This is a genomic window from Clostridium sp. Marseille-P2415, assembly GCF_900155545.1.
Taxonomy (GTDB): domain Bacteria; phylum Bacillota; class Clostridia; order Lachnospirales; family Lachnospiraceae; genus Lacrimispora.
Window position 1 is genome coordinate 1,127,016 of sequence record NZ_LT732526.1, and the last position, 23,578, is coordinate 1,150,593.

8 protein-coding genes and 4 pseudogenes are annotated in these 23,578 nt (G+C 45.2%); 2 read left to right on the top strand and 10 right to left on the bottom strand.

Translation table 11 applies throughout. The annotated features are described in order from the left end of the window. From BQ9856_RS10225 to BQ9856_RS10260, 10 genes and pseudogenes are all read right to left on the bottom strand, one after another. The coding region (locus tag BQ9856_RS10225; RefSeq protein ID WP_200801287.1) for a glycoside hydrolase family 9 protein at positions 1 to 319 on the bottom strand (319 nt) is incomplete at its 3' end. Between the two features lie 117 nt (positions 320 to 436). Further along, a complete protein-coding gene (locus BQ9856_RS10230) occupies positions 437 to 3,430 on the bottom strand; it encodes a glycoside hydrolase family 48 protein (RefSeq protein WP_077610946.1) in 2,994 nt (997 codons plus the stop codon). 405 nt (positions 3,431 to 3,835) lie between these two features. Beyond that, a complete protein-coding gene (locus tag BQ9856_RS25710; protein ID WP_442855582.1) occupies positions 3,836 to 4,618 on the bottom strand; it encodes a cellulose binding domain-containing protein in 783 nt (260 codons plus the stop codon). Beyond that, a pseudogene (locus BQ9856_RS10235) lies at positions 4,610 to 6,784 on the bottom strand (glycoside hydrolase family 9 protein); the annotation flags it as partial. The pseudogene BQ9856_RS10235 and the gene BQ9856_RS25710, both read right to left, overlap by 9 nt. Positions 6,785 to 6,901: 117 nt before the next feature. Beyond that, positions 6,902 to 7,669, bottom strand: coding sequence for a cellulose binding domain-containing protein (locus BQ9856_RS25715; RefSeq protein ID WP_442855583.1), 768 nt, complete (start codon positions 7,667 to 7,669; stop codon positions 6,902 to 6,904). Positions 7,670 to 7,672: 3 nt separating this feature from the next. Then, positions 7,673 to 9,922 (bottom strand): annotated as a pseudogene (locus tag BQ9856_RS25560) (glycoside hydrolase family 48 protein); the annotation flags it as partial. A gap of 271 nt (positions 9,923 to 10,193) precedes the next feature. Then, positions 10,194 to 10,904 carry a cellulose binding domain-containing protein gene (locus BQ9856_RS25565; RefSeq protein WP_077610948.1) on the bottom strand — a complete coding sequence of 237 codons (711 nt, stop codon included), beginning with the start codon at positions 10,902 to 10,904 and terminating at the stop codon, positions 10,194 to 10,196. Continuing rightward, a pseudogene (locus tag BQ9856_RS10250) lies at positions 10,879 to 12,543 on the bottom strand (glycoside hydrolase family 48 protein); the annotation flags it as partial. The pseudogene BQ9856_RS10250 and the gene BQ9856_RS25565, both read right to left, overlap by 26 nt. A gap of 271 nt (positions 12,544 to 12,814) precedes the next feature. Continuing rightward, entirely contained in the window at positions 12,815 to 16,018 is a 3,204-nt protein-coding gene (locus BQ9856_RS10255) for a glycoside hydrolase family 9 protein (RefSeq protein ID WP_077610949.1), read from the bottom strand. Positions 16,019 to 16,069: 51 nt separating this feature from the next. After that, positions 16,070 to 17,470, bottom strand: a pseudogene (locus tag BQ9856_RS10260) (glycoside hydrolase family 5 protein); the annotation flags it as partial. 561 nt (positions 17,471 to 18,031) lie between these two features. Between BQ9856_RS10260 and BQ9856_RS10265 the strand changes: the two are divergent. Together BQ9856_RS10265 and BQ9856_RS10270 are read left to right on the top strand one after the other, a co-directional pair. Beyond that, positions 18,032 to 21,412, top strand: a complete 3,381-nt coding sequence (locus tag BQ9856_RS10265) for a X2-like carbohydrate binding domain-containing protein (RefSeq protein ID WP_077610951.1) — start codon at positions 18,032 to 18,034, stop codon at positions 21,410 to 21,412. 35 nt (positions 21,413 to 21,447) lie between these two features. Beyond that, a complete protein-coding gene (locus BQ9856_RS10270; RefSeq protein WP_077610952.1) occupies positions 21,448 to 23,511 on the top strand; it encodes a glycosyl hydrolase in 2,064 nt (687 codons plus the stop codon). The last annotated feature ends 67 nt before the right edge of the window (positions 23,512 to 23,578 follow it).

The following is a 23,578-nucleotide window of genomic DNA, read 5'->3' on the forward strand; positions in this document are numbered from 1 at the left end:
CCTCTGACTCATACACGCTCCATGCCAGCATGGCAGTCGAATAAGCCATCGGGAGATTAAACTTTACATGGTCTCCTGCATCATACCAGCCGCCGGTTAAATCAAGCCCTGCGTCTGAACCATCCGAAAGCCCGGAATCTCCTCTCCAGTTGTTCCGGATATCGTCAGGCAGAGCCCCGGAACGTTGGAACTCATAAAACATAATTGCTTTTTGCAATGCTTCTCCGTAATTATAATTTGTCTCTGCCTTCGCCGGCCGGGAATAAAATCCGGCCGTAAACAGACATACTGCAAGCAGGACGCTCGTTATTTTACGCATATTCAAACCTCCTTATCTATAATACCCTTTCCCCAGTCCTCATTGATAATTCTGTCCCAAACCCGATATTTTTGGATTTGGGACAGATACTATACTTTTGCGTTTTCAGGTTACACCTTACGGTTCCACTCCCCATTTCAGGCTGTCAGAAATATATCCTGTAATTTTTGTCCAGTCTGCATAACTGCTGCCCGAATCTGAATAGGAATAATCCTCGGTCTGTGTGTAATTGCTCCAATCAGTTTTTGAAAATCTTGCCTGAACTTCAATGGACTGGCCTGCTTTCAGTTCACCGGCTCCAGCCGTAAATCCGATTTCCAGGTAATGATCTGCTCCTGTCTTCGCTTTCGGCATTTTTACAAAGGTGCCGGTTACATTATTGCTGCCGATCGTAGACCAGTCACACCAGAAGTTTTGATCTTTTTCTCCATCTACCGTGTAATAGTATCTAAGCTTCAAATCGGAAAGAGAAATACTGGTATCCCCGGTGTTGTAAATCTTGAATCTCGGCATGATTCCATTAATCTGAGCTGACGTATTCCCATTGAACATCTGTACTTTGATATCCCCTGCTGCAATGGAAGTATCTGATACAGTCAGGACAAGTACCGGGTCAATACCGGCACTTAAATCAAATACCACATTGTAAGTTCCCGTATTCAATGCAGAAAGAGAATCCTTTAACAATGTCACGCTATCGCCGTCCAAGGTATAATCCACGCCTTTTGTCAAAGTTTTACCGCCAAGCTTGATCCCTGTAAGAGTATGTCCCGCCGTTTTTAATTCAGCCGTAACATCTGTCTGTTTCTCCGGATTTTTATCAAATGCGGCGGCGGCAGGAGTGACAGAACCGCTTGGTGTGGTATCGCTGATGGTTACCGTCAGGACAGGGTCAACCCCCTTGCTGAAATCGAAGGTAAGCTTTAATTCCCCTGTTTCTTTTTTTGCCAGATAAGCTTTCGACAATACGACCGTATTACCGGTTAAGGTATAATCCACGCCTTCCGTTAAATTTTTACTTCCCTCTTTTATTCCTGTAAAGGTATTTCCGTTAGGGGAAAGGGTTACAGTGATATCCTTCTGTTTATCATCCTTTCTGTCAAAGGCTGCCGATGTCAGATCGATCGCAGAGCTGCTTACCGGTTCTCCGCCTTCTCCAAACAGCATGGAGTATACACCGTTAGCTAAAGCAATATCACACTCTGCCCAGAAGCGGTGGTAATTAAATTCCGGAGCGGTTCCGTTATTATAAGCGTCCTGAACCTTCTGGAAATCAGGATCATCTTTATATTTAGAACGGATATCAAAAAATTTGATTCCCTCTTTAATCGGGTCTCCGTTTGGCATGGTACCTGTCCAGCCAGCCGGTACATAGACCTCCTGTTCAAAGAAACGTTTGTAGTCATCTCTCTTTTCCGGAGCGGAAAGGCCTTTGTCATCTCTGTATAAGTTCCACATACGGTCTAATAATTCTTTGGCAAGTACTCTGGCTTCATCATCACCGGAAGCTTTACTGTAGTACAGCAAGGTGTTGGCAAGAGAGCCTGTTATACCAAGGTCAGTCCCATAGCTGCTCACCTTTACATGCAGATTCGGATTGCCGGTATAGGTTCCTGTCCATGTATCAGGCTGGCCTGACCAGGCTAAATTGTCAGGGATTGCAAACGTTCCGTCATCATTCAGTTTTACTACTGTTTTAACCCAGCTCACCCATTTGTCCAGTATATCTTTTGCCCTGGAATCCTTTGTTTTATAATAATATTCCGCTACACGCTGCATCGACCATGCCTGGAAACCAAACCATCTATTGCTTCCCGGATCAGCATATACAGGATGTTCCTGATAACCCATGCCATAAAAAGTTGCGGTTCCTGACGGCCAGCTTTCATAACGGCCGTTATTGGAATTGCTGACACCGCCTGCGATCGCACCTTCTGCAGACTGCAGCCACTGATAGAATTCCAACTGCCTGTCCAGGCTCTTTCCCCAATCTTTTGCACCATTCTGGGAAAGCGGTTTGAATTCGTCGTCTTGTGATAATATCCAGGCTGCCATAGGGTTCTGGTAACCAAAATGGCTGTGGCTGCAGCTGATTTTCCAGGCCCAGTTAGCGTTTACACCTCCGCCCCATGCATAATACCAGGAAAGCAGATAATGAGCAGCATCATAACCCTTACCGGCAGTAGAGGATGAGCCAATTTTGCGGAAATATTTATCAAACATGGCATATCTTAAATAGTCACCCATTTTAATTGCTTTCCCATCATAAGTGTCAAGGTCTATATTATATTCACCGGCCCACTGGTCTGCCCAGTAAGTTGCCTGTACTGCACGAGCATCCGCATCCGGCGCATTGGTATACTTAAACTGTTTTGCATAATTACTGTCTCCGGTAAACAGATCAAGGTATCCGTTTCTGCCGCCGAATTTCATGTCCTCCCAACAGGGCTGTGGGATTGTTTCCCAGGTAGATTCCTGTCTTCCTCTCTGGAATGTATTGATATAGGACGGGGTAGACACGCCATCCCCCCGTTTGCCAAAACCGTACCAGTTATCTACATCCAGCAGCCAATGCATTCCGTAAATAGTAGAAGTTCCGTAGGCGGACACCAATTCATTATGGATTGGATCTGCCCCTACCGCTGCGCCAAAATCCAATTGCGCAGGATAAAGACTCGGCAGCTCCCATTCAGGTGCGTAGGTTGCCGGTTTGCCGGCACTATACTGAGCCATGCTGCTGTTCGGCTGGTCTTGTTCCGTTGGAATCATATAAGTTTCCGTAATGTCCCAGGCTTTTTTAAATCCGGAGAAATCACCGGTAAATTTACCATACATGGCTTCAAGCCACATATAATAGCTCAAGGCTTCACTGGTAGTAACATGACCGTAATCCGGCGCTTCTACCATCAGAGTTTCTATGGAATGATAAGGGATTCCCTGGGAACTGAAATATCCGTTTTCAGGATCATGGATTTCCTTCCATAGTTCCATGAATCTTTCCTGATAGGTGTCTGTACTCTCTTTGGAAGCTCCTGCAGGTATTTGGGAAGCAGCTTTCCTTCCTTTTTTACAGTCTTTAAAATAACTGCATTTTAATAATTCTTTGCGCATCGTATTTACAACCTCCCTCACTTTACTGTTTTATTAACCAGGTTCTTAAAATACTACATTGTAATAATCCATTCCTTGCTTTGGTATAAAAATCCTTAGTTCACTTGAAACAGATTATTAAATTTTTATACACACCAATGGAATCGCCTCCTCTTCCATCTTTATGTTTTAATATATGCAAGAAATTTCTATTATGGTAAAATCCCACTTACAACGGTGACATTTGAGCTTCTGTCAATGGGCAAATTGCCGCAATAAAGAAAACCTGCTGACAAATCTTAAACCATATAGAAAAAGCCGATTCAGGCAAAACCCGAATCGACCTTCTCTATTTATTATCCTTGATAATGACTGCCGTTTACCCCTTTTACTTATTTACGCGGGATACCAGCCAAACGCAAGATATTATGGTTCTGTCCCCCACTGCAGGCTTCCAGCCAGATAACCGGTTACTTTATCCCAGTCGGTAAAATTGCTCCCTGTTCCCTGATAGGAATAATCATCTGTCTGAATGTAGTTAGTCCAGTCTGACTTAGAAAATCTGGCCTGCACTTCCACGGATTCCCCGGCAGAGAGAGTACCTGCCCCATCCTTAAAACCAATTTCCAGATAATGATCGGCACCGGTCTTACCCTCTTCCATTTTCACAAAGGTACCGGTTACATTGGCTGTCCCTGCGGAGGACCAGTCACACCAGAAATTCTGTTCTTTTTCCCCGTCAATCGTGTAATAATATCTTAATTTCACATCAGAGAGGTTGATGCTTTCAGTTCCCGTATTATACAGCTTGATCCTTGGTGCAATGCCATTGATGGTTTCGGAAGTATTCGCATTATACGCCTGGACCTTGATATCTCCTGTTACTGCAGCAGAACTGTCAATTATGGTGACCGTAAACACAGGATCATTGCCTCCGCTGAAATCAAAGGTCAATCCTGATTTTCCAACAGATTGGCCGGCTAAGTAGGAACTTAAAATGGTCACCGTATTACCGGATATTACATAATCGGTTCCTTCCGCCAGTTTCGCACTGCCATTTCGGATAGCTGTTAAAGTATATCCGTTTAATTCTAACGTTACGGCAATATCTTCCTGCTTATCCGGATGCTTATCAAATTGGGCCTCAGTTTTGGAAATAGAAGCGCTTGGCGTAGAATCCCCTACTGTGATTGCCAGTGTCCTGTCAATTCCTGCATTAAAATCAAAAGTCAGCTTCGCTGTTCCTGCCACAAATCCTGACAGATAGGAAGAAGCAATCGTTACAGTATCTCCGTCAACGGTATAATCGGTTCCTTTCACCAGTGAAGCAGTACCGTTTTTTATATTGTTAAGCGTATTTCCATTATAATTAACTGCCACTGACACATCTTTTGGATCGTATTTGTCAAAAGCTGCGGTTACCGGACTGATGGAAGAACTGCTTTGGGAACTTCCAGGCTCATCTCCGAATACCTTTACCCCTGCGTCATATACCGGAATATAGGTTGTCTTAACAACATTTCCGGAGGTTACACCGTTTAATCCGGTATAAGAATAATCATTTGAATTATCCCAGAACGCAGTATTCTGCGGTCCGGTGATGCGGAACTGGATTTCTTTTTTGTATGCCGACTGTCCTCCCGGATATATCTTGGTTCCGGTAAAATCAACGTTCACATAGTAAATATTATTTGCCTCATCCCAAGGTAAAAGCTGGGATACGTCTGCTCCCTGATTATAATTGGTAGTTATTTTTAAATCCTTTGCCGTATAGCCTGCATTTACAGCTTCTGTTATATCTACAAAGTATTTAAAAGATAACTGGTCTCCCATTCTTGCAGGCCAGCCGGAACAATTATTTAACAATGCCTTGATTTCTATAAAATTACTGCCTGAGGCGTTAATTCCTGCTTCTGCATAGAATTCGTCGTTAGTCACCTCTTCCATGGCAGTAAACTTAGGAATGGGGTCTCCGCCGTAATTTCCATACATTTTTGCAAGCACTCCGACAAAACCTGCATTATAGTCACAGGCAACCTCATTATTGGTATAGTTATTTACATCATCCGTATAACTGTCATCCCTGCCCGGTCCTCCTACCAAAGCCCCATAAATGGTATGTCTGTGGTATGCGGGCATGGTCATGCTGTCCGCCCAGGAACTGTGTGCTGTCCTGTGATGAGGTCTTTTCGGAGAATCTTTTCCAAAACCAACCACAAAACTGCGGCCACTGCTTCCAAGAGCATAATCTGCCTGCTGTTTTGCAAATGCACTGTAGGTTTCCGCCTTTTCCGCACTGCAGCTCGACCAGTCTGCATAAACACTGGCTAAGAAGGCTGTGGTGGTAGAATATCTTAAAGCCCCCCAGGAATCCAGCCAGGCAAGACCTTTTGGCGTATAGGAAATACGGCTGCCGTTATATCCGGTAGTCCAGTAATCCAGATGCATTTCCGTACTGGTTTTGTATACTTCTTTTCCGGTTATTTTTGCAAGAAGAAGGGCAGCGCCGTAGTGTACATCATCCCAACATTGGGCCCATTTATAGGAAATGGTGGAGGATTGAGGTTCTGTACCCCAGTTAGGTACATAGGATTCTGCTTTGTCTAAATAAGCGGAATCCTTTGTGGCCAGATACAGCCATACGCCGGCCCATGACAGTTCATCATAAAAACCGCTGCTTAAGGAGTAAAAACCGTTTGCTGCGGTATAACCGCTGTCACTCTTTGTTGTGTCCGCAAATGAAAAGAGCTCTTTCGCATGCTGAATGCAGGTTGCGGCATAGTCAGGATCACGATCAGCAAAAATGACACCTGCTGCTGCCAGAGCAGCCGCTGCTTCTGCAGACACAGCGGAACCGGGACTGTTTAAATCCACTTTATACGATGGCCGTTCCATCTGCATCACTTCTGCCGGCCCCCACCAGGAATGATCCGTACCGCCATTCCCTACCTGATAATAAAAAACATTTGCGGAAGGGTGGCATTTTATAAGGTAATCCGTTACCCATTTGATATCCTTTAACAAATACTCTAACTGTCCGCTTTCCTTCAAGGCATCCTCTGACTCATACACGCTCCATGCCAGCATGGCAGTCGAATAAGCCATCGGGAGATTAAACTTTACATGGTCTCCTGCATCATACCAGCCGCCGGTTAAATCAAGCCCTGCGTCTGAACCATCCGAAAGCCCGGAATCTCCTCTCCAGTTGTTCCGGATATCGTCAGGCAGAGCCCCGGAACGTTGGAACTCATAAAACATAATTGCTTTTTGCAATGCTTCTCCGTAATTATAATTTGTCTCTGCCTTCGCCGGCCGGGAATAAAATCCGGCCGTAAACAGACATACTGCAAGCAGGACGCTCGTTATTTTACGCATATTCAAACCTCCTTATCTATAATACCCTTTCCCCAGTCCTCATTGATAATTCTGTCCCAAACCCGATATTTTTGGATTTGGGACAGATACTATACTTTTGCGTTTTCAGGTTACACCTTACGGTTCCACTCCCCATTTCAGGCTGTCAGAAATATATCCTGTAATTTTTGTCCAGTCTGCATAACTGCTGCCCGAATCTGAATAGGAATAATCCTCGGTCTGTGTGTAATTGCTCCAATCAGTTTTTGAAAATCTTGCCTGAACTTCAATGGACTGGCCTGCTTTCAGTTCACCGGCTCCAGCCGTAAATCCGATTTCCAGGTAATGATCTGCTCCTGTCTTCGCTTTCGGCATTTTTACAAAGGTGCCGGTTACATTATTGCTGCCGATCGTAGACCAGTCACACCAGAAGTTTTGATCTTTTTCTCCATCTACCGTGTAATAGTATCTAAGCTTCAAATCGGAAAGAGAAATACTGGTATCCCCGGTGTTGTAAATCTTGAATCTCGGCATGATTCCATTAATCTGAGCTGACGTATTCCCATTGAACATCTGTACTTTGATATCCCCTGCTGCAATGGAAGTATCTGATACAGTCAGGACAAGTACCGGGTCAATACCGGCACTTAAATCAAATACCACATTGTAAGTTCCCGTATTCAATGCAGAAAGAGAATCCTTTAACAATGTCACGCTATCGCCGTCCAAGGTATAATCCACGCCTTTTGTCAAAGTTTTACCGCCAAGCTTGATCCCTGTAAGAGTATGTCCCGCCGTTTTTAATTCAGCCGTAACATCTGTCTGTTTCTCCGGATTTTTATCAAATGCGGCGGCGGCAGGAGTGACAGAACCGCTTGGTGTGGTATCGCTGATGGTTACCGTCAGGACAGGGTCAACCCCCTTGCTGAAATCGAAGGTAAGCTTTAATTCCCCTGTTTCTTTTTTTGCCAGATAAGCTTTCGACAATACGACCGTATTACCGGTTAAGGTATAATCCACGCCTTCCGTTAAATTTTTACTTCCCTCTTTTATTCCTGTAAAGGTATTTCCGTTAGGGGAAAGGGTTACAGTGATATCCTTCTGTTTATCATCCTTTCTGTCAAAGGCTGCCGATGTCAGATCGATCGCAGAGCTGCTTACCGGTTCTCCGCCTTCTCCAAACAGCATGGAGTATACACCGTTAGCTAAAGCAATATCACACTCTGCCCAGAAGCGGTGGTAATTAAATTCCGGAGCGGTTCCGTTATTATAAGCGTCCTGAACCTTCTGGAAATCAGGATCATCTTTATATTTAGAACGGATATCAAAAAATTTGATTCCCTCTTTAATCGGATCTCCGTTTGGCATGGTACCTGTCCAGCCAGCCGGTACATAGACCTCCTGTTCAAAGAAACGTTTGTAGTCATCTCTCTTTTCCGGAGCGGAAAGGCCTTTGTCATCTCTGTATAAGTTCCACATACGGTCTAATAATTCCTTGGCAAGCACTCTGGATTCATCATCACCGGAAGCTTTACTGTAATACAGCAGGGTGTTGGCAAGAGAGCCAGTTATACCAAGGTCAGTGCCATAGCTGCTTATCGTTACATGAAGGTCCGGATTGCCTGTATAGGTACCTGTCCAGGTATCAGGCTGGCCTGACCAGTCTATATCGTCAGGGATTGCAAACGTTCCGTCATCATTCAGCTTGACAACTGTCTTAACCCAGCTCACCCATTTATCCAGTATGTCTTTTGCCCTGGAATCCTTTGTTTTATAATAATATTCTGCTACACGCTGCATCGACCATGCCTGGAAACCAAACCAGGTATTGCTTCCCGGATCAGCGTATACAGGGTTTTCCTGATACCCCATACCATAAAAGGTTGCGGTACCTGACGGCCAGCTTTCATAACGGCCGTTATTGGAATTGCTGACACCTCCCGCAATCGCGCCTTCTGAAGACTGCAGCCACTGATAGAATTCCAACTGCCTGTCCAGGCTCTTTCCCCAATCACTTGCACCATTCCGGGAAAGCGGTTTAAATTCGTCATCTTGTGATAATACCCAGGCTGCCATAGGGTTCTGGTAACCAAAATGGCTGTGGCTGCAGCCGATTTTCCAGGCCCAGTTTGCGTTTGTGCCGCCGCCCCATGCATAATACCAGGAAAGCAGATAATGAGCCGCGTCATAACCTGTACCGACAGTAGATGGCGAGCCAATTTTATGGAAATATTTATCAAACATGGAATACCTTAAATAGTCACCCATTTTGCCGGCTTTCCCAGTATAGGTTCCAAGGTCCACCCCATATTCATCGGCCCACTGGTCTGCCCAGTATGTAGCCTGTACCGCACGTGCATCCGCATCCGGCGCATCGGTATACTTAAATTGTTCTGCATAATTACTGTCTCCGGTAAACAGATCAAGGTATCCGTTATTACCGCCGGATTTCATGTCATCCCAACATGGCTGTGGTATTGTTTCCCAGGTAGATTCCTCCCTTCCTCTCTGGAATGTATTGATATAGGATGGGGTAGACACGCCATCTCCCCGGCTGCCAAAACCGTACCAGTTATCTACATCCAGCAGCCAATGCATTCCGTACATAGTAGAAGTGCCGTAGGCGGACACCAATTCATTGTGGATCGGATCTGTTCCTGTCGCTGCACCGAAATCCAATTGTGCCGGATAAAGACTCGGCAGTTCCCATTCAGGTGCATAGGTTGCCGGTTTGCTGGCATTGTACTGAGACATGCTGCTGTTCGGCTGGTCTTTTTCCGTTGGAATCATATAAGTTTCCGCAATATCCCAGGCTTCTTCAAATCCGGAGAAATCACCGGTAAACTTGCCATACATAGCCTCAAGCCACATATAATAACTCATCGCTTCACTGGTGGTCACATGACCGTAATCCGGTGCTTCCACCATCAGAGTTTCTATGGAATGATAAGGGATTCCCTGCGGACTGAAATATCCGTTTTCAGGATCATGAAGTTCCTCCCATAGTTCCATGAATCTTTTCTGATAGGGGTCTGTACTCTCTTCTGAAGCTGCTGCAGGTTTTTCGGAAGCTTCTGCTGACATTACAGGCATAAATGATGTTGATAGCATCCCAAGTATAAGCATTGCTGTAATGGTAATTCTTGAGGCTTTCTTCATCCTGCCTATGATACCAATAACTTCTATTCCTTTTTGCCAGTTTTTAAAATTACTGTATTTTAATAACTCTTTGCGCATCATATTACAACCTCCCTCTTAATTTGGCAGTGTCAAGCTTGTTATCCACTTATGTACCTTTCTCTTTATTACTCTTCATGAATCGTAAATTTGCTAGCTGTTTTAGCATATACTCCGTTTTTACAAATTTCAACCCAAGTGCCAAAATTATACACGTTAGGTACCAAAATTTGCTGTCGCCGGAATATCTCCATTACGGTAACTTCCCGCTTACAACGGTACCATTTGAGATTATTATGACCCCGTCTTCGTTTCCATTGGAATAGTCATTTTCCTGGTTATAATCAGACCAGTCCGCATTCGCAATCCGGAACTGGCACACCAATGTTTGTCCCGGCGCCAGGGAATTCTTAAGACCGGCCAGGGAAATCTCCAAATAAGTATCGGCGTTTTCTACTGCAGGATCAAGGCTTACAAATTTCCCGGTAATACTGCCAGTAACTGTCTCATACCATGGTGCGGCATTAAAAGACATCCCTGCATCATCACAATAGAATACCTGTTTTACATCCGCTTCTTTTGTATAGTAATAACGGATTTTAACCGTACTTAAATCAACGCTTTTATCCCCCGTATTACTAAGGGTAAACTTCTTCGCGATCGTATTCCCGGCTGCATTCCCGCTTCCTTCCATCACAAGAGCCAAATCCCCGGCTCCGGTACTGGCTGCCGGCAGCTTGACTTTTATTTTGACCGGAAGGCCCTGCTTTACATCACCATTCGCCAAGGTCGCCCGGGCAGTCAGCGTCACCTCCATAATTCCGTCCGGCAGATCTGTTTTATCTGCCGGCGCCGTATATACCGCATTGCAGATATCCCCGTCTGCCTCTCCTATCTTATCGCCGTCTGCAAATATTTCGATCTTAGCAATATCGCTNCTTGGCAAGCACTCTGGATTCATCATCACCGGAAGCTTTACTGTAATACAGCAGGGTGTTGGCAAGAGAGCCAGTTATACCAAGGTCAGTGCCATAGCTGCTTATCGTTACATGAAGGTCCGGATTGCCTGTATAGGTACCTGTCCAGGTATCAGGCTGGCCTGACCAGTCTATATCGTCAGGGATTGCAAACGTTCCGTCATCATTCAGCTTGACAACTGTCTTAACCCAGCTCACCCATTTATCCAGTATGTCTTTTGCCCTGGAATCCTTTGTTTTATAATAATATTCTGCTACACGCTGCATCGACCATGCCTGGAAACCAAACCAGGTATTGCTTCCCGGATCAGCGTATACAGGGTTTTCCTGATACCCCATACCATAAAAGGTTGCGGTACCTGACGGCCAGCTTTCATAACGGCCGTTATTGGAATTGCTGACACCTCCCGCAATCGCGCCTTCTGAAGACTGCAGCCACTGATAGAATTCCAACTGCCTGTCCAGGCTCTTTCCCCAATCACTTGCACCATTCCGGGAAAGCGGTTTAAATTCGTCATCTTGTGATAATACCCAGGCTGCCATAGGGTTCTGGTAACCAAAATGGCTGTGGCTGCAGCCGATTTTCCAGGCCCAGTTTGCGTTTGTGCCGCCGCCCCATGCATAATACCAGGAAAGCAGATAATGAGCCGCGTCATAACCTGTACCGACAGTAGATGGCGAGCCAATTTTATGGAAATATTTATCAAACATGGAATACCTTAAATAGTCACCCATTTTGCCGGCTTTCCCAGTATAGGTTCCAAGGTCCACCCCATATTCATCGGCCCACTGGTCTGCCCAGTATGTAGCCTGTACCGCACGTGCATCCGCATCCGGCGCATCGGTATACTTAAATTGTTCTGCATAATTACTGTCTCCGGTAAACAGATCAAGGTATCCGTTATTACCGCCGGATTTCATGTCATCCCAACATGGCTGTGGTATTGTTTCCCAGGTAGATTCCTCCCTTCCTCTCTGGAATGTATTGATATAGGATGGGGTAGACACGCCATCTCCCCGGCTGCCAAAACCGTACCAGTTATCTACATCCAGCAGCCAATGCATTCCGTACATAGTAGAAGTGCCGTAGGCGGACACCAATTCATTGTGGATCGGATCTGTTCCTGTCGCTGCACCGAAATCCAATTGTGCCGGATAAAGACTCGGCAGTTCCCATTCAGGTGCATAGGTTGCCGGTTTGCTGGCATTGTACTGAGACATGCTGCTGTTCGGCTGGTCTTTTTCCGTTGGAATCATATAAGTTTCCGCAATATCCCAGGCTTCTTCAAATCCGGAGAAATCACCGGTAAACTTGCCATACATAGCCTCAAGCCACATATAATAACTCATCGCTTCACTGGTGGTCACATGACCGTAATCCGGTGCTTCCACCATCAGAGTTTCTATGGAATGATAAGGGATTCCCTGCGGACTGAAATATCCGTTTTCAGGATCATGAAGTTCCTCCCATAGTTCCATGAATCTTTTCTGATAGGGGTCTGTACTCTCTTCTGAAGCTGCTGCAGGTTTTTCGGAAGCTTCTGCTGACATTACAGGCATAAATGATGTTGATAGCATCCCAAGTATAAGCATTGCTGTAATGGTAATTCTTGAGGCTTTCTTCATCCTGCCTATGATACCAATAACTTCTATTCCTTTTTGCCAGTTTTTAAAATTACTGTATTTTAATAACTCTTTGCGCATCATATTACAACCTCCCTCTTAATTTGGCAGTGTCAAGCTTGTTATCCACTTATGTACCTTTCTCTTTATTACTCTTCATGAATCGTAAATTTGCTAGCTGTTTTAGCATATACTCCGTTTTTACAAATTTCAACCCAAGTGCCAAAATTATACACGTTAGGTACCAAAATTTGCTGTCGCCGGAATATCTCCATTACGGTAACTTCCCGCTTACAACGGTACCATTTGAGATTATTATGACCCCGTCTTCGTTTCCATTGGAATAGTCATTTTCCTGGTTATAATCAGACCAGTCCGCATTCGCAATCCGGAACTGGCACACCAATGTTTGTCCCGGCGCCAGGGAATTCTTAAGACCGGCCAGGGAAATCTCCAAATAAGTATCGGCGTTTTCTACTGCAGGATCAAGGCTTACAAATTTCCCGGTAATACTGCCAGTAACTGTCTCATACCATGGTGCGGCATTAAAAGACATCCCTGCATCATCACAATAGAATACCTGTTTTACATCCGCTTCTTTTGTATAGTAATAACGGATTTTAACCGTACTTAAATCAACGCTTTTATCCCCCGTATTACTAAGGGTAAACTTCTTCGCGATCGTATTCCCGGCTGCATTCCCGCTTCCTTCCATCACAAGAGCCAAATCCCCGGCTCCGGTACTGGCTGCCGGCAGCTTGACTTTTATTTTGACCGGAAGGCCCTGCTTTACATCACCATTCGCCAAGGTCGCCCGGGCAGTCAGCGTCACCTCCATAATTCCGTCCGGCAGATCTGTTTTATCTGCCGGCGCCGTATATACCGCATTGCAGATATCCCCGTCTGCCTCTCCTATCTTATCGCCGTCTGCAAATATTTCGATCTTAGCAATATCGCTGCTTACTCCGGTACTTTCTGCCGTAACATTCAGGGAAGTATCTCCGGCCGTCGTATCCAATAATTTTCCCTCAAGGGGTTCTGTGATCGCTACTACGGCATCCTCTGCCTTCATAAACAGGATGGTTAACGCCGCCTTGCTGCTTGATCCGCTGGCTCCCGTTGTTGACACCGCTTTCGCTGTTAATGCGATTTCCCTGCTGAAAGTATTACCGGTTGTATCCGTCGGAGCATAGCTGCATGTGTAAGGTGCGGCATCATCTTCTCCAATTTTAACATCGTCCGCATAAAACTCAACTTTTGCTATTTCACCTGTATTGGACTCTGCCGTGGCAGTTACCTCAACCGGGGTCTGATCTTTCGTGTAATCGATTACCGTTCCGTCTGCAGGCGCAGTAATATGTACTTCCACTTTCTCACTTACGCCGGGTTCCTGTCCATAAACTAACTCATCACCCAGATAGAGAGGAATATAACCCGCCAATCCAAAATCTTTGGTCAATTCCTGTCTGCTCCAATCATTGGAAGGATCCCAATTCACTTTATAAGAGCTATCCTGTGCGGGCACTAAACCGATTTGAATTTCTCTGCTTCCATGGAAGGAGATACCGGTCCAGTCCAGGTCCACATAGTAAATCCCTTTTTCTTCGTCCCATGCATACGGTCCGCTTAATTTAACACCTGTCCCATCCTGTGTGAGAGCCTGGTCATAAAAAACCGGGACACTTAAATCACTGATGGATTGGCCTTTCGCAATCATTTCTGAGATATCAAAGAAATATCTTGCCTTTAACTTGTCGGTTCTCACCGGCGGGCAGCTGGTATCATTCGTGATCTTTATGGTCAGCTGCGTTCTCTCAGAATTTTCCTGCTCAATCTTTGCTTCAACATAATACGGTGTTTCATCTGTCTGATATACAGGTACGGCCGGGTCCGGTTCCTGCCCTTCCCCATAGATGGAATAAAGCGCTGCCAGAGCTCCCACAAATCCGGCGTTGTAATCAATTGCCACTTCATTATAGACATAATCGGTAACCTCATCGACATGCTTATCTTCTGTGTCAGGACCGCCGACCAATGCCCCCCACAGTACATGCTTCTCTGTTGCCGGATCCAGCATGCTATTGGTAAGAGAGCCATGGGCTGCCCTGTGGTGAGGATTCTTTGCCGAATTATCCGCATAACCCACTTCATAACACCGGTTCATCGGGTTGTCTCCCAGGAGATAATCCATCTGTCCCTTACACCATTCTACAAATTCCTGATTCGGCTTATATTTATTATATACCAGGGCACAGAGCTGCGCTGCCGCATTATATCTTGCTGAACCCCAGGTATTAAGTACACGGAATCCGCCCGGAGTAGCAGCTAAGAAATTCGTATCATTGGGTTCTTCATGGGCCGCTCCGGACCAGTACTCAAGATTCCATCTGAAAAAATACCAGTGCTCAGGATCATTGGTAATCGGAGCGAGTTTCGCAAATACTCCTCCCCAGACTGTATCCCAGGAATGCACCCATATATTCTGCCAGGTGCTGTCTGTAGTACTGATGATTCGCTGCATATAACCGGTATATTTCCCGTTAGAATCAACTGATACGATATCATTGATGTAGGAAGCATCTCCGGTTGCAATATTTAACCATACGGCAGCCCAGGACATCTCATCCTCATCGTAACTGGAATTATAGAAGCCGCCGGAAAATCCCAGGCCTCTGTTCGCCTTTGCAAATTCATATAATGCCTTTGCCGTATCCAGACAGGTATCCGCATAATCGGGGTCCGAATCTTTAAAGTTTAAATAATTAACCGCCAGGGAAGCCGCCGCACCGGCACATTGATCGCTCGCCGGCGTTTCTGAAGTGGCAAACCATGCAGGTCTTGCGGTTGTCTGCAATTCCGGGGATCCCCAATAGGTATGATCCGTTGTTCCGTCTCCCACCTGATATGCAAAAGCAACTACTTTGCCAGACTCATCCCGGAAGGTACACCGGATAAAATAATCATTAAACCACCTCAATATATCTTCAATATGTTCCTGTGCCCCGATTTTCACATAGGAATCCCTGAATTCATAATAGCCCCAGCCTAAAGTGGAACCGGAGTAGCTTTGGGGCAGGCCAAATTTCACGTGATCCCCTGCATCGTGGAAGCCTCCTTTTAAATCAACGCATCCATCTCCGTCCGGATCCAGTGCCTCCTTATTCTCTGCAATGAAATCAGCCGATAAATTCGTTCCTTTTCCGTCCGAATCCACTGGCGTCAAAGGAATATGCTGGTCTTCCAGGTGGCAGTCGCCGCGCCAGGAAAGTGCGCCGTCATTCACACCCGGGCCACATTTATTCGCGTCATAGAAATACATGGATAATTGAAACGCTTTTGCATAATTGTAAGTTCCCTCAGCCGATATTTCGTCTGTTAAAACCGTATCCGCTTGTGCCGTTGTTACAGCTCCCATATTCATGACCAGGGATAAAGCAAGCAGACTTACCATACTCTTTCTGAACATTTTTATTCTCATAGAATCCTCCTTTTCTCCTGCTCCCGGAAACTTTCAAAAGTATTATTCATTCCCGTAATATTCTCCCAGAGTGATCCCGTTCGCACCGAGAGATATCTGGTGGTCGAGCCCTATAAATTTACCGTCCGACTGCCATAACGCAGGTTTTAACAATGCATATTTTTCTTCATCCCAGGTGCTCCAATCATATCCCAATAAGCCCCCGGTATCGCCGGAATTTGGATTGATACACCAGAAAGTATGATTGATGCGGTTATCCACAATATAATCTCTTAACAGGGTCATCCATTTCTGGTTCTTTCCTCCGTCCATATATCCTCCCCATTCACCAATAAAAAGCGGTGCGATTTTCTGATCGCCAATATAGGCCCATGTATCGTACCAATAATCATCTAACAGGGTCTGGGTCGTGAAATCTTTATCAAACCAGGTCTGATTATAAACACTGGGACCATAATCATGGGGTGAATATACGATTTGGCTGTTTTGGGAACCTAAATCGATTGGATAATCCTTTACTCCTCTTAAATTACCGCCCCACCATGCACCATACCACGGAGACGAGTCAGCGGACGCCCCCCAGATATCCGGTGTATCATAGGTATAGCCCTTTTCTGTTTTCGGATACTGTTCCACGCCTTCAATCATGATCAACAGGTTGGGATTTGCTTCAAGTATTGCTTTCGAACATTTTTCGGCCGCATATTTCCAGTTATTTTCGTCGGTTGTATTGTCCCATTTTGCCATATTGGCAGGTGCGGTATCCGTATAGCCTCTTTTTCCATGGGGCTCATTTTTTAAATCAATTGCCAGGATGGTATCGTCATTTTTGTACTTATCAGCCAGCCATGCCAAAGTATCCACCCACTTATCTGTGGTGATCCCGCCGGCCGTTTTTGTATCCAGCCCATACCATAATTCATAATTATGCCCTGAATTGTTGGCATCCGGACTATGTACATCCACCATTACCTTAATCCCCAGTTCTTTGCAATATCCCATGATGATATCGAATATTTCCATGCTGTTTTTCGTGCTGTTGGTTTCTGCGTCATAAAAATCAGGATTGCATACATAATACGGCGGATTGTTAACAGCTGTTACACTTGATACCTCATTCGGATTTCCGGTCATCCAGCTATACAATAATTCCGTGGAAACCGGGATTCTCAAAAATCCGATGCCCCTGTCTGCGATCTCTGTTAACATATCATGAATATCATACCATGCACCATGCAATACATTTTCACTGCAATTAAAACCAAACCAGTTCGCTCCGGTCAGCCAGACCTCATGATTATTCCTGTCATAAATCCTGTTGCCTTCACAATGCAGCCAGTCATCATGATTCGTATCAGCAGCCATCGCCGCTTGTCCGTTATTAAAACATAATGGTGCGGCAATGCTTGCAGAAATAACAAAAAATGAAATAATCCTTTTCATCCGCTTCATTCTACTCATCTCCTTTTTTTAATAATTAATTTCTCCCTCATAGCATCTGATGTCTGGTACCTTCCCTTTATAGAATCCTCAATGTATATTTGCTAGCTTTTTCAGCATATACTCCGTTCTGACAATTTTCAACCCAAGTGCCAAAATTATACATATTAAGCGCCAAAATTTGCACTTTATTCTCAAAAAGAAGACAGATAAGTTTTAACATGTCTTGTTTCGATATTTTATTCTGATTATTACATATGTCGACAATTCTTTTCTGTCTGTTGCATACTGTGATGAAGTAATTGCAAATTTTTGCACTTAACGTGTATAATTTTGGCACTTGGGTTGAAATTTATCGGAATGGGATATATGCTGAAAGTGCTAGCAGCTATACTATCCATTAAGATTCTAAAGAAGGATGGTACCTTTCTCAAATGTTTATGACGGCTATTCAACAAGCAAAATATCACTTAATTCTTTGCTTACTTTATCAAGGGGGTGATTCCATTGGTAAGCATTCGATTATGCAGCGTTCGTTAAAATAGTCAAAAAATTATATTAGGAGAATTACATATGAAAAATAAGGGGATTAAAAAAGCAATAACTCCGTTGTTAATATTTTCCTGTATAGGTTTATTCCAATATCCTGCAACAATAAATGCAGCGGTTCAGACCCAGGCATACGAATGGAAAAATGTTAAGATTAACGGCGGAGGCTATGTAGATAACATTATATTCAATCCGGGGGAGAAAGATCTGATCTATGCCCGTACGGACATGGGCGGCGCTTACCGTTATGATACGGCCAACCAGTCCTGGGACCCCTTAACGGATTGGATTGGCTGGGATGACTGGAACAATCTGGGCTGTGAAAGTCTTGCGGTCGATCCTGTGGAAACCAACCGGGTGTATATTGCGGCCGGCACCTACACAAATGACTGGACAAGTGATAATGGGTATATCCTGCGTTCCGAGGATTACGGAGAAACCTGGGAACAAACAGAGCTGCCTTTTAAAAACGGGGCAAATATGTTAGGCCGCTCTATGGGCGAAAGGCTGATCGTCGATCCAAACAGCAATAATGTCCTTTATTTTGGCGCCCGCAGCGGAAAAGGACTATGGAAAAGCGTAGATTACGGAGAGACCTGGAATCAGGTAAGCAGCCTTACCCATGTTGGGAATTATGCACCTATTGAAGATGATTCCACCACCTATGACAATACACTTACCGGAGTTGTATGGGTTACACCGGATCCTTCATCCAGTACAAAGGGAACCCCCTGCCAGACTGTCTATATCGGCGTTGCCAATAAAAAAGGGGAAGATATGGTATACAGGACCCTGGATGGCGGTGCCACCTGGTCAGCGGTAGAAGGCCAGCCCCATAATATCGTAGTTCCGGATCCCGAAAAAAATCCGGCAAAAACCACAGGACTATTTCCCCATCACGGTGTTCTTGCCTCCAACGGAATTTTATATATTCCCTATAGCGACGGCACAGGTCCCTATGACGGACATAAAGGGGAAATATGGAAATATGATACAAAATCGGAGGTCTGGACAGACATCACTCCAATCCCTACCTCAAGCGGCGATAACTATTTTGGTTTCGGCGGATTGGCGGTGGATGCAAACAATCCGGATACCTTAATCGTATCCACGCTGAATTCCTGGTGGCCTGATGCCAACTTTTTCAGAAGCACGGACGGAGGGAATACCTGGGTACGCTTTTGGGACTGGAACGGATATCCCAGCAGAACCCTTCGCTATTCCCTGGATATATCAGAATCCCCGTGGCTGACCTTCGGAAAATATGAAAATCCGCCGGAACCGGTTGTTAAGCTCGGCTGGATGATTGGAAATATATCCATCGACCCATTTAATTCTGACAGAATGATGTATGGCACAGGTGCTACGGTTTACGGTACAAATAACCTTACGGATATCGATACGGGCGGTACCGTTAAATTATCCGTTGTTGCAAAAGGAATCGAACAGACAGCGGCTCAGACGCTCGTGAGCCCCGCCACCGGTACGGCCCATTTGATCAGCGGCATGTACGATCTGGGAGGCTTTGTACATAATGATCTGGATAAAGTGCCTTCCATGATGATGCTGACCCCCTTCCTTGCCAACACTTCCATTGATTATGCAGAGCTAAGTCCTACCCGCTTTGTACGTGTGGGGAAAGTCGATACCGGCAGCGGATCAAGAATCGGGCTCTCCTACGATACCGGGAATAACTGGTTTTCCCTTAACAATCCCTGGCAGTCCGGCGATTCGGATACCACAGAAGGCGGTAATGTCGCAATGTCTGCGGACGGCAACAGCATTGTCTGGGCGCCAAAAGGAAAACCGGTATATTATTCTACCAATACGGGTTCCTCCTTTAGTCAGAGCAGCGGAATCCCTGCCGGTGCCATGGTAGCTTCAGACAGAGTGAATTCAGATAAATTTTACGGATTTTACAACGGTAAGTTTTATGTAAGTACAGATAAAGGGGCTACTTTTACAGCTAAAGTTACAACCGGACTTCCTGATTCCGCTATGATAAAAGCAATGCCAGGTGTGGAAGGTGACGTATGGCTTGCCGGTGCTTCAGGGAAAAGCGGTTTATTCCATACCACAAATTCCGGTGAAAGTTTTGTAAAAATAACAGGGGTTGAGGAAGCCTCTACCATAGGCTTTGGGAAAGCCGCACCGGGACAGACCTATATGGCGCTCTATACTTCCGCATTCATAGACGGAATCCGTGGAATCTTCCGTTCCGATGACGGGGGAGCGAATTGGATCCGGATTAATGATAATGACCATCAGTATGGTATGACCAATGCCTGTATTACAGGAGATCCAAGGATATACGGACGTGTTTATCTTGCTACCAACGGCAGGGGAATCCTTTATGCGGACATAAAGGAAGATTTGCCAGACAGCTCTTCCATTGCCCCTGTTACGGCATCCTTTGATAAAAATACGAAACAGCAGGAAGACATTGCAGTTTCACTGGAACTGAACGGCAATACGTTTCATTCCATTACCCAAAATGGGGTTACATTAAACAAGGATACCGATTATACGATAAATGATGCCACGGTTACCATAAAAAAGGATTATCTTTCCCGGCAGCCCGCAGGATCCTTAGCCCTGGACTTTAATTTCAGTGCCGGAGCAAGCCGGACACTCACGATTACGGTAACGGATACTACAGGTACTCAAAATTCCGTAATAACACCTGATACTGCTGAATTTGATAAAAATTCAGATAACAGCAAGGACATCCGTGTGAGCATGAAACCCAATGGAAATTCCCTTTTAGCAATCAAAAACGGCAGTTACACACTGACTGAGGGAACGGACTATTCCGTCACGGATCAAACCATTGTAATCAAAAAGGAATACCTGTCACAGCAAAGCATTGGAACCGCTTCCCTGACCTTTGATTTCAGTGCCGGAACAGATCCTGTAATGACGATCCTCATTAAAAACAGCACTGTGATCGAAGAAGGGAATTTAAAAGTGGAATTTATCGGTCCCACTGCCGCACAAACGAATACCATTGCCGGCAAATACCGCCTGACCAATACAGGAGATTCCGCTATTCCGCTATCAGATTTAAAGCTCCGTTATTATTATACGGCAGACAGTTCCCAGCCGCAGAATTTCTTCTGTGATTGGTCACATGCCGGAAGCCAGAACATAGCCGGAAGCTTTCATGCCCTGGATCCTGCCCTAGAGACAGCAGATACTTATTTAGAAATCGGCTTCTTAAGCGAAGCCGGGTCACTTGCCCCGGGACAGAGTATTGAATTGCATACCAGGGTTTCAAAATCCGACTGGTCCAACTATATAATGATAAATGATTATTCCTACACCCCAGCCGCTTCTTATGAAGTCTGGGATAAAATTACAGCCTACCAAAATGATACTCTTATATTTGGTATAGAACCTCAATAATATAGAACCATTATCCATAAGGGGGTAAATTATTTATGAAAAAATTCCTACGAAGAGCAACTGTCTTTGCATTAACACTGTCCACTGCGTTAACGCCGGTAAGCGTAGCTGCAGCAGGGCAAGCAAATGGGACATTGATGCAAAATCCTGTTGATGCTGACGCGGAAAATGAGACGGAAAATTATCAATATCATTTTGAGGCTGAAGACGCTGTAATGTCAGGGGATGTTAAAATGGCCGCCACAAGGGCGGGGTACAGCGGAACCGGCTATGCCACCGGTTTTACACAAAAAGACGGTAATTCCTGGTCCTTCAAGGCAGAGATTCCCAAATCAGGACACTATACCTTTACTGTGCGGACGGCTTCGGACAGCTACAAAGAAAATTATCTTACTATCAACGGCAAGCAGGCTGGAATTATTTACAGCGACGGTGACGGAGCCTGGCACGATACGAAGATCGAGAGCGTCTGGCTGGAGGCGGGAACAGCTACAATCTCCATAGGGGAATATTGGGGCTGGTTTGATCTGGACTCTATTACAATTGAGGAAGGTTCCGGTGTCGATGATTCCGTATATTCCTCCGCGACATCCGATCTGGTGAATCCCAATGCGAACAAAAGGACTGTGGACATCATGAAATACTTAAAAAGTATCTATGGACAAAAAACTCTGTCCGGCCAGTCCTGTACACTGAATAAAAGTACGGAGATTGAAGCAATTCACGACTTAACCGGAAAATACCCGGCAATTCGCATGCTGGATTTCATCTTCTGTGACCCTGCCAGTGATTATCAGTCCTCTGAGGAAGTAAATATTGCGAAGGAATGGGACAAAATGGGCGGACTTACCACGTTCCAATGGCATTGGCATGCACCGAAGGGAGGCGCATCCTTCTATACAAAGGATACTACTTTCGACTTGTCAAAGGCAGTGACGGATCTGGATATCAGCCAAAAGTCCTTAGAAGAAATCAAAGCCTTATACCAGGCGGGAACAATTTCTGAGGAATGCTATCTGATCGTTCGTGATATTGATGTGATATCCGGGTATCTGGATCAGTTGCAGAAGGAAGACGTGACAGTGCTTTGGAGACCGCTCCATGAAGCCAGCGGCGGATGGTTCTGGTGGGGTGCTGCAGGTGCGGATGCATATCAATGGCTTTATAAATTAATGTTTGAACGCCAGACCTATTACCATAAGTTAAACAATCTGATCTGGGTATGGAACGGCCAGGATCAGGACTGGTATCCGGGAGATGAATACTGTGACATAGCAGGAACCGATATTTATGCCGAAAAGCATTCCTATAGCGCTCTTCCGGATCAATTTATGAAAACCGTCAATTATTCCGGCGGTACCAAGATGACGGCCTTAAGCGAAAACGGAGTCATGATGGATCCGGACCTGATGGAGCGGGATAATACCCATTGGCTGTATTTTGCAGTCTGGTATGGGGACTATATCATAGATTCCACGGGAAAGGTAGGAAATACCTATACGGAAAGTACCATGGTAAATAAGATCTATAACAGCGACTCCGTGATCACGTTGGATGAACTTCCTGAATTTACAGACAGTGATCCGGGCGATACGCCGACCCCGGATCCAGATGAACCTGATGAACCTAATGACCCCGTGGATGTTACGCTTAAACTGAGTAATACCGGTAATGGCCAGGCCTCCACCAACACGATTACCAATTCCTTCCAGATTTACAATGCCGGCGGAGAAGATCTTGATTTATCAAAGCTGGTGCTGCGTTATTATTATACAAAGGAGGGAATTGCACCGGAGAGCTTCTACTGTGACAATGCGGCGCTTCGGGCCGACAAGGATCCCTGGTATGTTCCCTATACCGGACAGGTTACGGGAGAGTATGTATCATTTGATAAAGAAGAAGCCGGGGCCGGCAGATACTTAGAGATTAAGTTCAATACGACCGATAAATTTATGAAGGGTGCAACCCTGAACATCGATACAAGAACGGCAAAAACGGATTGGAGCTTATATGACCAATCAGATGATTACTCCTATCAAAAAGACGGTAACATTACCATTTACTATGACGGACAACTCATTCTTGGTACGGAGCCGTAACGCATCACGGGGCTGTCTTCGGAAGCTGTTATCAATTCATGGCAGATATTCAGTCTTAATCTAAACA

Bases quoted from the DNA above. Each gene is read 5' to 3' on its own strand.
- BQ9856_RS10255 (WP_077610949.1), bottom strand. From the start codon at position 16,018: ATGAGAATAAAAATGTTCAGAAAGAGTATGGTAAGTCTGCTTGCTTTA.
- BQ9856_RS10270 (WP_077610952.1), top strand. From the start codon at position 21,448: ATGAAAAAATTCCTACGAAGAGCAACTGTCTTTGCATTAACACTGTCC.
- BQ9856_RS10265 (WP_077610951.1), top strand. From the start codon at position 18,032: ATGAAAAATAAGGGGATTAAAAAAGCAATAACTCCGTTGTTAATATTT.
- BQ9856_RS10230 (WP_077610946.1), bottom strand. From the start codon at position 3,430: ATGCGCAAAGAATTATTAAAATGCAGTTATTTTAAAGACTGTAAAAAA.